The organism is Paenibacillus sp. 1-18, assembly GCF_000520755.1.
GTDB classification, from domain to species: Bacteria; Bacillota; Bacilli; order Paenibacillales; family Paenibacillaceae; genus Paenibacillus; species Paenibacillus brasilensis.
On the sequence record NZ_ASSB01000399.1, the window covers coordinates 39,489 to 57,173 of the forward strand.

Here is a 17,685-nt window from a genome sequence, read left to right on the forward strand (position 1 = left end):
CTTTTATTCAGAAGGAGAGATAAGATGATAGACAATGAGGGATTTTCACTATTATCTGAAAGGGAAAAGAGAGAGGTATTGCGCAAACTGCATAAACAGATCCAAAATCAGCAGTTGCAGAAGGAACAGGCTGCGGCAATATCTGCAGAAGCAGAGGTATCTCTATCGAATTATCGTCCATTTCCACTATCGGATATGCAGGAATCGTTTTCAATAGGCAAATTTTTTGGGGGCGTATCTGACCGTGTAGGTTGTCATATTTATTTCGAACTGGAAGAATACAATTTGGATATTGCCCGATTGGTAGCATCTTGGAACCAACTGATGATGTACCACGAGATGCTTCGAGTAGTGATTTTACCTAACCAGTCTCAGCGTGTGCTGGAGGATGTGCCGGAATACACGATTCGAGTATATGATATGTCGGACGAAGCTTCTGAAGCATTAAACTCTCATTTAAAGATGATTAGAAGTCGGATGTCACATCGGTTATATGAGGTAGGCCAATGGCCATTATTCGAAATTTGCGTATCCCGTTTACAATATGAGAAATATATAATTCACTTTAGTATCGACGAATGGATCGTGGATGGATATAGTATTGCCCTACTATTTAAGCAATGGTACATGCTATACCACAATCTTGTGTTCCAACTTCCAAGACTTGAATTTACATTTAGAGAATATATAGCTATGAGTCGAAAGTATGAAGAGTCACGGCGCTTTTCAGACGACTTGGAATATTGGATGAAAAAGTACACTAACGTACCTAACGGCCCTTCGCTTCCATATGCTTCTGATCCAGAGCATCCTTCGGGTCAATCTTATTTTGAACGTAAAAGATATAAGCAGTCTATAGATAGGGACACCTGGGGACGTTTAAAAGAAATATGTCTTCAAATGGAAGTTTCCCAGACGGCTTTGTTGATTTTATGTTTCAACGAACTGCTATCTTACTGGAGCAGAGATGAGAATTTTTCGATTATTCTTACATTTTTTAACCGTCCACCTGTTCATCGGCAAGTGGACCAGATTGTAGGACCGTTTGTATCAACTCATATTTGCTCGAATGAAAGTAGTCGGCAGTTATCGTTGAAAGATAAGCTGACCAACTACCAACGCCAGCTTTGGAATGACTTGGATCATAGTACCGTCAGCGGAATAAGAGCTTTGAGAGAGCTACGTGTTCGTAATAAACAATCTCCACACCTTTCAGTTCCAGTGGTATTTACCAGTATGCTGAATAATGGGGGAAAGGCGGCAGAGGGAAGCTGGTTGAGCCAAGCGTCATACTCCATTTCGCAAACTCCGCAGGTTTATTTGGATCATCAGGTATATGAGCGAGACCAGCAGTTAATTGTTCAGTGGGATGTGGTAGAAGAATATTTTACAGAAAACACGATATGCTCTATGTTTTCTGAATATATACAGGTCATTAAGCTATTGGCGAATCCGGATAACTGGCATGAAGTATCCTTAAAGAGAAAACTTGAAAAGGTTGTACCGCTTGTTTTCTCTCCCGAAAATAAATACTCTCGATTCCGCTTATCCGACATGCAGCAAGCACAACTCTTTGAACGTATTCATAAAAAGGTCAGTTGCCGAATATATCAAGAGTTTGACCTTGAAGATCTGGATATTACCCGTTTGCAAAACGCGTGGAATCGGATCATTCAGACACATGATATGTTGAGGACTGTCATAAGTGAGAATGGAACCCAAGAGGTGCTGCCCTCAGTACCTGAGTATAAAATAATTATTCTTTCAGACGGGTTAGGAGAGCATGGAGTGGAGTCTATGCGACGTGAAAAGCTTAGTATGTGTTTCCGTGTCGATGAATGGCCCTTGTTCGACCTTTCAGTTTCGTTGAGAGCAGGTAAAACAGCTCGAATACATTTAACAGTAGATGCTTTAATTGCAGATGGAGCCAGTATGGCCAAGATTTATCATGAGCTTTTTGAGATATATACAAATCCTACAGCGTTACTGAAAGTACCAGATTTGACGTACCGCGAATATTTGCAATCAATGAAGCGGTTTAAAAGAACAAAAGAAGGTAAGGAAATATCCCTATACTGGCAAGGGAAATTCATCTCGCTGCCAACTGGTCCCAGCTTGCCATATCTTAAAAGAGACGATTTGAAGTATGGCTATAAACACTTGGAAGTTCAGATTCACAATTGGAGGAAAATTAAGAAAAAAGCTGAAGAGCTGTTGGTCAAACCTGAAATGATACTATTTACAGCGTTTACACAGGTTTTAAAGGACTTGAATGGTCCCCGGCCGTTCACTGTTGTGTACGTTGATTGGAACCGTATGCATCTCCATCCTGACATAGATCGAGTGATAGGGGATTTTACATCGCTGAGTTGGGTAATTATCGAACCTTCCGATACATCTCTAGTTGAAAAGGCCCGTATCTATCAGCAGACTGTCCAGAACGATTTGGATCATGGAGTTGTCGGTGGTTTGGGTGAGTTGCGAAAAAAAATGATGACTGCTTCCGAGGAAGACTCTTTTTCTCTACCAGTTGTTTTTACCAACCCAATAAGAGCTACTGAATCTCCGTTGCCTCCACAAGTAAAGATGGGATTTGGACAATCCATTACCCCTGGAGTTTATTTGGATAATATGAGCTATGAGCATGACGAGTTTTTGGTTAGTCATTGGGACTACGATGAGAGTGTGCTCCCGTCTGAATGTGTGGAAGAAATGTTTAAACGGTATTACGATTTACTTACGGATTGGACAAATGATGTAGATAAAGGCGGGCAGGGATGGAGCAGCAGAAACTGTATCCATACTCTTTTTGAAAAGCAGGCTGAGTACAGACCTTATGCGGTAGCGCTTTCATTGGATGGAAAACATTTGACTTACGAGCAACTGAATAAACGTGCCAACCAACTGGCTCATTACTTGCTTAGTCGCAAGGTAGGACCTGAGGTGTTGGTTGGGATTTGCCTGGAGCGTTCCTTTGATATGGTAATCAGCATTCTGGCTGTTTTGAAAAGTGGAGGAGCCTATGTACCACTTGATCCTCATTATCCAGAGGAAAGGTTAAGGATGATTACGGAGGATGCACAAATATCTCTTATGCTTACGAAAAAGTCACTTGCGGGGAAGTTAACCTCAAATCCTGCAGAACGGACGCAATTTGTTTGTCTAGATGAGGTAGAGAAACAACTCTTAGTAGAGTGTAACGAAAATCCTAATACTGGTGTAATGGAAGATAACGCTGCGTATGTGATCTATACCTCGGGAACTACTGGTAAGCCGAAGGGAGTTTTGATCACTCATCAAAACATTGCCCGTTTATTCTCCTCAACCGATGCCTGGTTTGGATTTAGGGAGACAGATGTTTGGACGTTTTTTCATTCGTACGCTTTTGATTTTTCGGTATGGGAGTTATGGGGGGCTTTGTTATACGGGGGACGTCTGGTCATTGTGCCTTACTCTGTCAGCCGCTCATCTGAGCTCTTTTATAAACTGGTCGAGTCGGAGCAGGTAACTGTACTCAATCAGACTCCAACTGCATTCAAGCAGTTTATGCTTGCGGAGGAGCGTATGGGACGACCAGGGGATCTGTCATTGCGGTATATCATTTTTGGAGGAGAAATGCTTCGTCCTGAAAGTTTACTTACATGGTTTAACAGACACGGTGATAAACAACCACAGCTAATTAACATGTATGGAATTACGGAAACAACAGTACATGTAACGTATCGTCCGCTGAGAATGTCGGATGCTTACTCCGAGAAGAGTATAATTGGTTCTCCTATTCCTGATGTACAACTGTATATTTTAGACGAACACATGCGCCCAGTACCAACGGGGACAGCGGGGGAGCTATATGTTGGGGGAGAAGGACTTGCCAGAGGTTATTTGAATCAGCCCGTTTTAACTTCCCAGCGATTTGTTCCCGATCCGTTCTCCGATGTACCGTTGAGCCGAATATATAAAACAGGAGATTGTGCGCTCTTGCTACCTGATGGTGAAGTACAGTATTTGGGGCGCATGGATATGCAAGTCAAGGTTCGTGGCTTTCGAATTGAACTAGGAGATATCGAAGCCGCTTTATTAAGGCATGAACAAATTAAACAAGTAGCCGTCACTGTACAAGATCAGGATACAGACGATCCAAAGATTGTGGCCTATATCATTCCAACCAACGGAGAGTGTCCCTCGGCAAAAGAAGTCAGACAAAGGGTTCGAAATATAGTTCCAGACTACATGATACCTAATGTTATTGTGCCTATCACATCTTTGCCGCTAACGGAAAATGGAAAACTGGATCGAACTTCTCTGCCATGGCCTGTCTCAGCAACGGTAGATGCAAGGAGATACAAATCTCCTGTGCATTTAGAAGAATTGCTCCTGGAGTTAGAGATGATCCTACGAAAAGCTTTGGACTCGCAGGAGCCTATCGGTATTGAGGACGATCTATTCGATCTCGGAGCGACCTCCTTGACCATTATGACGATGTCACAAGTATTGGAAGAAGAGTACGGTGTCGTTGTTCCAGTGGAAATCTTTTTTACTGAATCAACACTTCTTGATCTTGCAAAATTTATACATTCAGAAGTTAATTGCAGTCGATCCGATGTGATAGAAAACAACCATGATGATCAATGCAAAAGTGAGCCAAATATAAGCTTATGTGTTGAAGGTACAACAGTGGAAGAGGAAGCAGATTCGATCAATAACGAAGTCCTGTCCATCATTCGTGCGGCTCTTGAAACGAACGATAATATCCAACTTTCTGACGATCTTTTTGATCTGGGGGCTACTTCACTGACCCTCATGAATGTTACTCGTGTCGTTGAGGACAGATATGGAATATCAGTACCAGTTGAGACATTCTTCAGTACACCGAAAATTGCGGATATTGCTCGGTTTATTGCTAGTAAATGTGGAATACAATTAGCCCCTTGCAGTACTCAAGAATCACACTTGGTTGGGGATACAGTAACGGTCATGACTGCACCTGAGAACATTCAGATGACAAAGCGGACTGTGAAGTTGAAATCTCCAGCATTCAGAAGAGAATTGTATCATTTCTCTTCGAGTAAGCATCAATTCCAGTCTGATCCCATTCCATTTAATGACTTTTCCAAATTTTTAGGGCTTTTAAAAATGGAAAAAGTGGATGGCGACAGCAAGTATTTATACCCCTCTGCAGGAGGGCGAAATTGTGTACAGACATATGTCTATGTAAAAGAGGGGCGTATTGAAGGATTGGAGGGTGGAGTGTATTATTATCATCCTTTGCAACACGAGTTGTTTCCGATCTGCGTTCCGGTTGTACTAACTTCCTCAATGCACATGGAGTCTGATCGGCCCGTCTTTGAAAGTAGTGCATTTAGTATTTTTTTTATTGCTCAGCTTCACGCACTTGAAACCGTATATGTAGATTATAGCAGGTACTTGGCCAAGCTGGATTCTGGCTATATGACTCAATTGCTGATCAGCAGACAGCAGGAGTACAATATTGGGCTATACCCTGTAGTGGGGCTTGACTTTGATCGTATTGCTCCGTTCTTCCATCTTGACGAGGGCCATCTCTTTATGTTTTCTATGATCGGTGGATTTTATAATTATGAGAAAAATGAAATGATATGTAATGGCGAAAGCAAGAATCAACATGGTCAAGAGCCTAGAATGGATATTACGGCACATTTTAAAGCACATCCTGTTTATGAAAAAGTAACAGATATTCTTAGAGTTCAGCGGGAGCGTAAATTTAATATTTTGACCCGTAAAGAGCTTGTGCAGCTTACCAGAGAACAGCGCCACATCCGTAAGTTTGATGAATATACAAAAAGAATTGTGCTTACTTCGGAAGCATTGGACCCTGTAAATTATATACTGCGTTCCAGTCAGCGGCATTTCAAGGAGCAGCCTGTACCTTTTAGTCATTTTAGCAAGTGGTTGTCTACATTAAGAACAGAAAGTGACCAATCCATGGATAAAGGGCTGTATACCCCTCCTGGTGGGATTTCAGGTTTGGGGATTTTTGTTTATGCAAAGGAGAACGGGGTTGAGAATCTCCAAGAAGGAATTTATATGTACAATCGCAATCAAAATACGTTGACTTTGGTTGGAGAACGTTTATCTGTACCTGTGCGGGCGTGTCATACTCCGTTTAATATTAAAATCAGCATGGAAGCCAAATTTTTTATATTCCTGATTAGCCGGTTAGAAAAGAGCCGATTGATCCTAGGGGAAAGCTGTGTAAGTTGTGCTCTGATAGAAGCTGGAATGATCGGACAAGTTTTGATGGATAGACAAGCTGAATGCGGCATCGGAACTGTACCGATTGGCGGGATGGATTTTGATAAAATCTCACAAGATTTTCTTGCGGGCGAAGAAAACATCTATATCCATAGTTTTATGTGTGGTTCCGTATCACATAAGAAAGAGCGTGAGTTTACATTCAGACTTGAGGAACCGGCAGCAAAACCTACTAAATTACTGGATAAGGAATCTGATTCCGTAGTCGGCTCCTTTCCCCTCTCTATGGGGCAGAAATCATTGTTATTTGTTCATCTCTCAAATCCGGAAAGCGCTTCGTATAATACAGCCTATCACGTGCGGATACGCTGTGAACTGGAAATAACTCTGTTACAAAGGGCAATGGAATTTGTAATATATAAACATCCTTTGCTGCGTACAGTTTTTTCCATCAGGGACGGGGTAGAAACGCAGATTGTTTATGCAAAATGCGATCCGCAAATTAAAGTGGTGGATGCTACGGGTTGGGATCACGAAAAACTTGTAATAGAAAACGAAAAAGAATACCGTATGCCGTTTAGGCTTTTAGAGAAGCCAGGCTTTCGAGTGGTGTTGTTCCGTATCTCTGATACTGATGCAGTACTGCTTTTTAATATACATCATATCATTACGGATTATATCTCAACTGGACTAATAGTGAGAGATTTATGGGAAACATACGAAAAACTGCTAATAGATCCAAAATATATACCAGAGGCTAATGCGGATATGCGCTATTTTGAATTTGTTGCATGGCAAAACGAACAGTTAAACAGCACAAAAGGTAAGAATATGTGGAATTATTGGAAAGGGGAATTAGACGGTGAATTACCGATACTTGATTTACCGACTGACAAGCCTCGTTCTTCGGTCCAAACTTCTAACGGGGCGACTCTGACCTTCACTGTGGATAAAAATCTAACTACAAAGCTGCGCCGATTCTCACGACAAGAAAAGAAAACATTATATCTAGTTGCTTTAACCGCGTTTCACGTGTTACTACACCGTTATTCGGGACAGGAGGATGTAATCATTGGGACAACGGCAACTGCTAGAGGCCCGCTTCGCTTTCAGGATGTCGCAGGATATTTTATTAACCCAATAGTTATTCGGGCAGATTTGAGTGGAGAACCGACTTTTAGGGCGACCTTGGAACGAGTCAGCAAAACATTATATTCGGCTCTGAACAACCAGGACTACCCATTCTCATTGCTAGTGGAGAAACTCAACCCCAAGCGCGACTCTAGTCGATCACCTATTTTTCAGGTTACCTTTCAGCTACTGGATCGTCAAATGAGCTTGCAGAAAAGTAAGGGCGCACTGGCACTGGAATCTTTTCACATTTCACAACAAGAGGGTCAGTTTGATCTTGAACTTGAAATGATGGCGGAGGAAGAAATAATTCAGAGTAAAATAATGTATAACAAGGATTTATGGAATGAAAATACAATTGTACGTTTCAAAAATCACTATATCAATTTATTGGAGGCAGTAGTAGATTGTCCGGATTGCAATCTTCTTTCTTATGATTTTCTTGAACCAAACGAGAAAACACTCTTGCTCCATTCCTGGAATGGTAACTTAAAGGAATACGATTCCAAATGTATTCATACATTGTTTGAGGAGCAAGCAGATCTCCAGCCAGATCATACGGCTGTTTCCATCTGTGACCGTGAGGGAAAGCGAATCCAAATCAGCTACAGGGAATTGAATTGCCGGGCGAACCGTCTGGCGGTTTATTTGCGATCGATTGCAGAGGAAACCACAGAATTAGTAGGGATTTGTCTAGATAAATCTATAGAAATGGTCGTTGCCGTTTTAGCTGTATTTAAAGCGGGATATGCCTACGTTCCTGTCGATCCAGTTTACCCGAAAGAAAGAATAGAATTTATCTTGAAAGACTGCAGAGCTTCTATCCTTATTACAAATTCGGAGATGAAAACGAATCTTGATGGACTAACCACAACGATCAATCTTGATCTAGCTCGTGGTGATATAAAGAGGGTGTCGGATCAGAATTTGAACCTTCCACTTCGAACTGACAGTCTGGCGTACGTCATTTATACCTCAGGTTCAACGGGCATGCCAAAAGGGGTGGAGATTACACATGAGAGTGCAGTGAATATTTTTTATGGATATAGAGAGAAATATCAACTCGAAACGGTAAATAAAACACATTTACAAATGGCAGCGTTCACCTTTGATGTTTTTATCGCAGATGTGATGAGATCTCTTTGTTCAGGTGGCAAACTTGTGCTTTGTCCTCGAGAGTATTTGCTGGACCCCGGGCATTTGTATCAATATATTACTGAAGAGAATATACACATTGCCGAATTTGTACCAGCGGTGATGAGACATTTGGTTCAGTACATGAAAACTAACGGACTCATGTTGCATATGAAAACAGTCATAATTAGTTCGGATAGTTGGAATATGAAGGATTTGTCCGATTTTCGGCTGTATTTTAATAAGGATACACGGTTTATAAATGCATATGGTGTGACAGAAGCGGCTATCGACAGTACCTATTTGGATTGCGCGGATCTAGGGACCGGATATGAAGGCTTCGTGCCGATCGGAAGACCTTTCCCTAACGTCCAAATTTACATTTTGGATAAAGGATTGAATCCGACCCCCATCGGTGTAGTAGGTGAACTTTGCATTGGAGGAGAAGGGGTGGCAAGAGGATATCTTAATCGCCCTGATTTAACAACCGAGAAGTTCATTCCAGACCCGTTTCATGATAGTCCAAAATCCCGGCTGTATCGTACAGGTGATTTGGCACGTTACTTACCGGATGGAAGAATCGAATTTCTTGGCAGATCAGATTATCAAATAAAAGTACGGGGGTTCAGGATCGAGGTAGGTGAAATTGAGGAAGTCATATCCCGGCACCCTCTAATCAAGGAAATTGTTGTTCTTGGAAAGCAAGATCAGACAGGAGAAAGTATTTTAGTTGGTTATTTTACTGAAACGGATACTGATTCTCTTTCCCTGAATGATCTGCAGGATTTTGTTCGGAACAAGCTGCCTGAATACATGGTACCTACTGTTTTTATTAAGCTGGATACGTTCAATCTTACAAATAACGGAAAAATAGATAGGAGGAATCTGCCAAGCCCAGAAAAGTGCTTAAAAACATCTATACGGAATATGGCCGCCCCCAATACAGAAACAGAGCAAAAATTAATTGAGGTATGGAAATATATTATTCAGATTCAAACTGTCGGGATTGAAAATAATTTCTTTGAGGTAGGTGGACACTCCTTTTTGGTAATCAGGTTGTTGAATGAGATAAAGTCAATATGGAAAAAAGACATTCCGTTAGTTGACTTTTTGGCTAATCCCACTATTCGGAATCTGGCCAACTTGCTGGATACGGCGGGGGATAACAACAAGCCTGAGGAGGAGTGGCTGGAATGTGGCGGTCTAGAGCAGGAGTTCCTACAAGCAGAATCCGTAGCACCGGGATGGGCCACACCCCAAAGAATTTTTCTAACAGGTGCGACAGGTCATCTGGGGGTACATCTGTTGGTTAATCTTCTTGAAAAGTATAAAACTGCTGTTATGTACTGCCTGATTCGGGCAAAGGATGAAACAGACGCTATCCGCAGACTGGAGAATACCCTTCAAAAGTACTTGCTTTGGAGAGAAGGAATGCTTGAGAGAGTGGTCCCTGTATTGGGAGATTTGGAAAAGCCTATGTTAGGCCTTAGCCGTAGTTCATTCGATAAGCTTGCACAAGAAGTTGATATTGTGTTTCATAACGGTGCATTTGTCAACTTTGCTTATCCATATGAGGTTCTGAAAAAAGCAAACGTGAACGGTACGATTGAAGTTCTGAAGCTGGCTTCACAATTCAGGTTAAAACCGATACACTATATTTCCACCACATCTGTATTTGAAAATATAGACGCAGAGCCTGCTTCTTGTGACCATGAAGTTGTGGTGCATGACAATAGTGATCTTATTTATAACGAGAAGCTCCATTCTACTCTCGGCTACACTCAAAGTAAGTGGGTAGCTGAAAAGCTGGTGCAAAGAGCAAGAGAAGAGGGTATGCTTGTTTCCATCTACAGACCCGACGTGATTTCTGGACATAGTCAAACAGGGGTTTGGAATGAGAATGACTTTGCTAGTAAAACTTTGAGAAGTATTGCTTCATCAGGTATTATACCGGATGGGAGCTTTAAGTTCAGCTGGTTGCCGGTAGATACAGTGAGTCAAGCCATCGTTGAGTTGTCCAGCTTTCCTCAAAGCTTGAATAAAAATTTCAATTTGGCCTCTCCTTACTTTTTTGAATTGAGTGAGTTGGCTAATTGGCTAGGGGAGGCTGGGTTTCCAATTCAGGTAATGCCCTTCCCTACGTGGAAAAAACAGATGGAAGATGCTCAGGCTGTTGGATCAGGAGACAGTCAAATACCGGATGTAGTTTGGAGAGCGGCAGAAGATTATAAGCTACGTATAACGTTCACATATGATATGCATAATGCAGTAGAAGGGTTGCAAGGAACGGGAATCCAATTTAGCCCGATCAGTAAAGATATTATCTGTAAGTATGTAAATCACTTTATCCAGAATGGACTTTTGAAAAAGCCAATTTTATAAGCATGATGATTAAAGGAAACTCCCGATATCGGGAGTTTTCTTTAATCATCAGATAAAAATTGATGAGAGATGAAAGTTAATCTTTATTAAGGCAATGAGTCTATGCTGTATTCATCTAAATGGTCAACCGTATATGAATTCTTTTTTTGGTATAAGTTCATTGAATATTGACATAATACCTCATTCCATAAAAATGATTTTCCTTTGTTACGTTTCTTAGAGCCTGAGCTGGATATTTGGGAGTCGTGAGCACGGGGCGCTACGCTGCCGAACGGAAAGATGGGAAATGGCTAGTTGGAACATAGGGTTTCTTTGATGGAAAAACGAACCAATACTTTTTGCTCCAATAAGGTTTAGTTTTTATTCCCGGGTATTAAATTTAGAGGCATCAGTCGTTTTTGTTGAACGTTTCTGCAAAGCAAGGTTCTAGGTTTGACGTTTCGGAAAATAGATAAGTTCTTACCATTAAGTTAACTATTAAAAAAAGATCACAAGGGATGACTTTGAGAATGCTATACTACCTCTTTTTGGGTATTCCTCCTTGATCATGAATTTTTCTTCTGGTAAAATGTAGTTTAACTACAAAAATATGAAGGATGGGGATGGGATGTATGAGTATTAGTGAAAAAAGGGACAATCCTACGGGAAGCAGTATATCAAATGAGATTTTACAAGGTCCGATTGTTCCGATTTCAATCAAACTTGCTCTACCGATTATTATTGGACAACTTTTGCAATTAGGTTACAGCCTAACTAATACGATGTTTGTTTCTATGATTAATAAAGAATCTACAACATTATTGACTGGAATAGGGTTAGTTTTCCCTATACACATGTGTTTCCTCGCCTTGAGCATCGGATTATTTACAGGTATGAACTCCGTTGTGTCAAGGGGGATCGGGGAAAAGAATCAACAGGTCATACATAAGACCGGAGACTCGGGAGTATGGCTTGCCATTGCCTTGGCTCTGTTAACAGTATCAGTTTTGTATGTATTTTCTGGGCCTATTGTTCGGCTTTTGGCTGGTACCGAGATGAGTACAGAGGCAGTTAACAATGGTTTGAGTTATTTGCATTGGATACTTCCGGGGCTTGGCATGATGCTCATCAGTCAATCGCTCCTGGGCATCTTACAAGGTGAAGGATTGTCCAAATATTATGGAATGGCTTTGATGTTGTCTACAGTGCTCAATATTATTTTGGACCCTATCTTCATATTTTATTTTGGTATGGGGGTCTCTGGAGCTGCATTAGCAACAACGATAGCGATAACTGTCATGTTTTTATTTGTGGTAGGGTTATTCTTGAAAAAAAAGTCGGTTGTCCCTGTTTCCTGGAAGACTAATAAAGTGGATTTCACCTTAATTTCAAAGGTGATTTATGTTGGGTTTCCTCAGACCTTAAGTATGATCTCCCTATCCGTCATGAGTGCTTTTCTTAATAATTTAATTGGTTCTATTAGTGAACATGCCATGAACTCATGGATTCTCGTAGGTAGATTTGATGAATTCCTTCTTCTAGCTGGTTATGGCTTCGGAAGTGCAGCTTTAACAATGATCGGTCAAAATTATGGAAACGGAAACATGGATCGTGTATTACGTATTTTCAAAACTAACGTATTATTAGCGGTGGGATTATGCAGCGTGTTTTTGGTCATTTACAACGTTTTTGCCCCTCACTTATTCCCTCTATTTACCAGCATCCCAGAGGTAGCTGCAGGTGCTGTGAAACAGGTTCATATCATTTCTGTTTCGTGTATAGGGATTGTAATAGCTATTGTGGCAACCAGTTCGTTTCAAGCTACTGGGAGGGCTATGCCGGGACTCATCTTGGACATTTTACGTATGGGATTATTAACAATTCCATTATCATATATATTGTTCTACTGGCTTAAGCAAGGGACTACAGGAATATTCTTTGGGATGGCAGGGATTAACTTGATAATGATGGTGATCTCTTTTGCGTGGTGTTATTTCTATTTGAAAAATATTAAGCAAGTTAAAGTGTTGATGGAATCTATGACCCTGAAATAAGTGGAATTTGGGATAACATAATGAAATAGAGATGGATGCTATTTATACAGATGATGATATAAATGAGCGAAACCTTTGGAGGATTTATGGAAAATACACGAGCAATGACGAAGATGAGAGAGTATTATCAGGAACAGGGAATAATAACGGACCCCGGTAAGGAGAGATGGCTTTATACAAATCTACCCAAGCAAGTGGATGAACTATGTAAAATAGTTCAAGGACTTACGTTGAACCATGAGTATGCAGAGCAATACGAAGTGAAGTTGACGTATAATCGAAAAAAAGAACGTGAGCTACGAACAGTTTCCAACATGCTAAAAAGGATTCAAGAACTTTGTTCTCATTCTTTGAATATACCAAGAGAGGTCCAAGATCGTTTAATGGTGACCTCTCGAGATATTAATGTATTGTTATGCTCTATACTTCGATACCAAAAGATTCCTTCACGTGTATTATGCGGTTTTTCTGCTTATCGTAATGATTTTTATCCCTCTCATTGGGTTTGTGAATTTTGGATGGAGAAAGAAGAACGTTGGGTACTGGCAGATGCATCCTTGGACCCTACGCTACAAAGACATTTAGGGATTGACTTCAGTCCTGTAGACTTACCACCAGAAAAGTTTTTCCGTTCTGAAGATGTATGGACCAGGTGTCGCGACCACGATATGGATGACCGATTGTTCGGATATCAGCTTCATACGGGTCTGGGGTTCATCCGTGGAAATTTACTTCGTAATTTTGCTTCTCTGAATAAATACGAAGTATCTCCTTGGGATAACTGGTGGGGATTTCGGTCAAAAAAGGATATGAATAAAGATGATTTTGTTCAATTACAAAAAATAGCCGAGGTTACATCGGGAGGGAGCAATACGTTCCAAGACTTGCGTTCTCTTTTTGAAACGGATGTCTTTCTGTCATCCCCTGTCCGGACAAAACTGGACCTGCAGGGTGAAGTTGAGGTACCCCATAAAACCGAAAATGATGTTTACTGTAGAGTCATGGAGCCTGTACACCAAAAGCGTCGTCATTTTAATACTTCGCAATGGACTACTCCAGAAGTTACTACAGACCAAATTGTGATTAGGGGTGCAAAGCATCATAATCTGAAAGATGTGAACCTGAATGTACCTAAAAATCGGATGGTCGTTTTTACAGGGGTAAGTGGTAGTGGTAAATCCTCATTAGTTTTTGATACCATATATGCCGAAGCACAACGAAGATTTGTATTGGGCTTCTCTCCTTATGTTCGTAAATATATGGATAAAGTCGAAAGACCCAAGGTTGATGCTATTGATGGACTTAGTCCCGCTATTGCAATTGAGCAAAAGACTTTGAGTAACAATCCCCGATCTACAGTAGGGACAATAACAGAAATATCCAGTTATCTTCGTTTACTATATTCCCGGGTCGGGATACGTAAATGTTTAAAATGCAACTCGGAAATATATCCCCAAAGCCCTGATGATATTGCTGTTGCATTATGTGACTATTTTTCTGCTGGAGAAACATTTCAATTGTTTGCGCCCGTGTTAATTAACTTTTCCGGTGAACTAGAGTATAAACTTGAAGAAATGAAGCGAAAAGGAGTTAAGCAACTTCGGGTAAACGGAAAGCAGATGATGTTAGACGACGTGGTTTTAACTCAGACAGTAAGCAATTGGAATGTCGATGTTGTGGGGGATTGTTTTACTACTCCTGATACATTGGTTGGTCTAGAGAAGGAATCGTTTATAGGAGAGTTAACGCTATCTATCCAGCAGATTTTGAAGGCAGGTAAACATACAATTTCAGCAGAGGCAAAAGAATGCAAGGCTCTTTTTACAACAAAAATGATCTGCCCATACTGCCATTCCAGTTTTCCGGAATTGAGTTCTCAGCACTTCAGTTTTAATTCACCATTAGGTATGTGTCCAGATTGTAACGGTCTTGGAATCCAACAGAACATTAGCGTCGAATTACTTGTAGATAACCCTGATGTAAGTATCTTGGACGGCGCTTTAAAGTGGTTTGGCAACTTACGAGAAGGGAAAAAAACAACATGGCCCACAGGACCGCTTGATGTGATATATGCCCACTACGGTCTAAATATTGAAACACCTTGGAAAGAACTGCCCGAATGGTTTCATCAAATCATTTTTTATGGCTCAGGACAAGATAAGATTAAAGTCCAGTCCACGTTAGGTATGAAAGAAACAGAAAAACCCATAAAGGGTCTTGTTCCTGAACTTACCCGGCTTTATTATGAAACGGAATCAGAGTTTGGTAAAAAGAAATACGGGGCATTTATGGCTTCCCAAAAATGCTCAAGTTGTGATGGGACCAAATTGTGTAAGGAAGCACGTTCGGTTCAGCTTGGAGGTAAAACTATTTCAGAGATAAGCTCCTCCTCAATTGGAGAATTGTTGGGATGGACAAAGGTTGTATATGAGCACTTGGATGAAGCAATGCTGGAGATTGGCGAGGAGTTGCTTGTCGAAATATACAACCGTCTTTCCTTTTTGATGAATGTCGGTCTCCATTACCTTAGTCTGAATCGAACAGCTCCAACCTTATCAGGAGGAGAAGGCCAACGTGTAAAACTTGCCAGTCATTTGAGTAGTGGAATGACAGGAGTGCTTTATGTACTGGATGAGCCTTCGATCGGTCTCCATCCGCGTGACATCAATAAGCTCCTTCACACGTTATTGAATTTGCGGGATCAAGGGAATACCGTACTTGTTGTTGAGCATGAGGAAGAAATAATGCGAAAAGCTGATTATTTAATTGATATTGGTCCCAAAGCGGGAATTCTGGGTGGCAAGGTAGTAGCATTGGGTACACCTGAGGAGGTCATGATAGACCCCGCTTCCGTTACCGGTCAGTTTTTGAGTGGAATGAAGAAAGTTGAGGCTCCAATCAAGGCCCAAACTAATCATAATACGCAAGATTGGCTTGTTCTTGAGGGAGCCTCTCACAATAATTTGAAGGATGTTACTGTCCAATTTCCTTTGGGTCGTATGACTTGTGTAACAGGTGTTAGTGGTAGTGGGAAAAGCAGCCTGATTGCTGGAACGCTGGAGCCGTTACTTGAGCAAAAGCTTAATGGGAGCGACACATGTCCAGGAGCTTATCGAAGCATTATAGGGCTTGATAAGGTCGATAAAGTAATTAATGTATCCCAATCCCCAATTGGTAGGACACCGCGTTCCAATCCTGCAACATACACTGATTTATTTAATAAAATTCGAAAAATTTTTGCTAATACGGAACAAGCCCAAGACGCGCAGATCTCATATGAGTATTTCAGTTTTAACTCGCCAGGAGGACGATGTGAGGCATGTCAAGGACATGGACAGGTAAAAATTGAAATGCACTTTCTAGCTGATGTATGGATTACATGTAACGATTGCAAAGGCCGCCGTTTTAAGCCAGAAGTTCTTGACATTAAGCACAATGGTAAAAGCATAGCTGATGTATTGGAAATGGACGTTAAAGAGGCATTGGAGTTTTTTAAATCTAACAAAGATGTCATACGCATTTTACAAACGTTCCAAAATGTTGGACTTGACTATATTAAGCTCGGCCAAAGTGCTACTACATTAAGCGGTGGAGAAGCACAGAGGGTAAAGCTGGCCAAGGAATTAAGCAAGGTAAAAAAAGGGCATATGATTTATATCTTGGATGAGCCTACGACTGGGCTTCACTTCAACGACATTCAGCATCTGCTGAATATTCTTCACAGACTCACCACTGAAGGCCACACTGTAATTGTAATTGAACACGATCTTGATGTGATAAAGACAGCCGATTGGATTGTAGATTTAGGCCCAGAAGGAGGAAAAGCTGGAGGAGTGCTTATTGCCCAATGTCCGCCGGCCAAATTGATTCATGTAGAAGAAAGCTTTACCGGGCAGGCTTTAAAGAAGATGTTCAATATGTAATTTCCAAGATAAACATTCTAAGGACGGTACTCCTGAATTTTGAAAAACTATGGGGAACCGTCCTTTCTTTTTAGTACAACACGTTATTATGTAAATCTGGGATTGTTAGATATAATTTCGATTCCAACGTCAACAGTCCGTTCACTTTTCATAAAATTAAGCCTGATTTTTGCCCTTTTTTTATGTTTATCAATTTTCTTTATAATTGCCTCTAAGCCAGTTAGTGGTCCCGACTGAACAGTGACTTTGGAACCTTCTACATAGATTTGGGAATAGTCAATAACTTCGTTTTCGTTTATCAACTGTTGTATGAGGTCTATTTCTGCATCAGAAATTGTAGAAAGATGAAAGCCCTCTTTTTTTGAATAATGACATCCTTGACTAACAATTTTGTAGAAATATGGAATTTTATTTAAAGTATAGTATATTTCTTCTGTCATGTCTGTTTTTATTAGAATATATCCCGGAAATAACAACCTCAACGAATTAACCATAATACCCTCTTTTTTTTCTGGTATCTTTCGTCGTGGGACAATTGATATAAGGCTGGATTCAGTAAAATACATACGAATAAAGCGTTGAACAATTTCTTCCTTACCGTTTTCGATAAATAGAGCGTACCATGGCATTACATAGACCTCCCTAGGCAGTATATATCCAATTATAGGTTTATAAGCCAAAAAGGGATAAAGAGACAATTAAGCAACATTAAAACAAAAGTTTGAATTTAAATAAAATCAGTGATCTTAAGCCCACAATTGACGAAAAGGAAGGGACTATTAAGTGGCTAGAAAATAAATTAGTTAAATCTGAAAACACGCCTGTTGAATAACCAAAATAAGTAACTCAAT

General features: G+C 40.6%; 4 protein-coding genes. 3 read left to right on the plus strand and 1 reads right to left on the minus strand.

From position 1 onward, the window contains the following. Positions 1-24 precede the first annotated feature (24 nt). The 3 genes from L693_RS0126925 to uvrA all read left to right on the plus strand — a co-directional run bounded on the left by L693_RS0126925 (position 25) and on the right by uvrA (position 16,834). A complete protein-coding gene (locus tag L693_RS0126925) occupies positions 25-10,878 on the plus strand; it encodes a non-ribosomal peptide synthetase (protein WP_025721546.1) in 10,854 nt (3,617 codons plus the stop codon). Positions 10,879-11,489: 611 nt separating this feature from the next. Further along, positions 11,490-12,911 (plus strand): MATE family efflux transporter, encoded by a 1,422-nt coding sequence (locus tag L693_RS0126930; RefSeq protein ID WP_025721548.1) that lies wholly within the window; start codon positions 11,490-11,492, stop codon positions 12,909-12,911. A gap of 62 nt (positions 12,912-12,973) precedes the next feature. After that, on the plus strand, positions 12,974-16,834 hold the full coding sequence (gene uvrA / locus L693_RS0126935) for an excinuclease ABC subunit UvrA (RefSeq protein ID WP_231503778.1): 3,861 nt from the start codon (positions 12,974-12,976) through the stop codon (positions 16,832-16,834). 86 nt (positions 16,835-16,920) lie between these two features. On the opposite strand, the gene loaP is transcribed toward uvrA, so the two are convergent. Further along, positions 16,921-17,463, minus strand: a complete 543-nt coding sequence (gene loaP, locus L693_RS0126940) for an antiterminator LoaP (RefSeq protein WP_025721552.1) — start codon at positions 17,461-17,463, stop codon at positions 16,921-16,923. Positions 17,464-17,685 lie beyond the last annotated feature (222 nt).

What these genes read in the sequence shown, in the direction of transcription:
- L693_RS0126925 (WP_025721546.1), top strand. Translation starts at nt 25, where the DNA reads ATGATAGACAATGAGGGATTTTCACTATTATCTGAAAGGGAAAAGAGA.
- L693_RS0126930 (WP_025721548.1), top strand. Translation starts at nt 11,490, where the DNA reads ATGAGTATTAGTGAAAAAAGGGACAATCCTACGGGAAGCAGTATATCA.
- uvrA (WP_231503778.1), top strand. Translation starts at nt 12,974, where the DNA reads ATGAGCGAAACCTTTGGAGGATTTATGGAAAATACACGAGCAATGACG.
- loaP (WP_025721552.1), bottom strand. Translation starts at nt 17,463, where the DNA reads ATGCCATGGTACGCTCTATTTATCGAAAACGGTAAGGAAGAAATTGTT.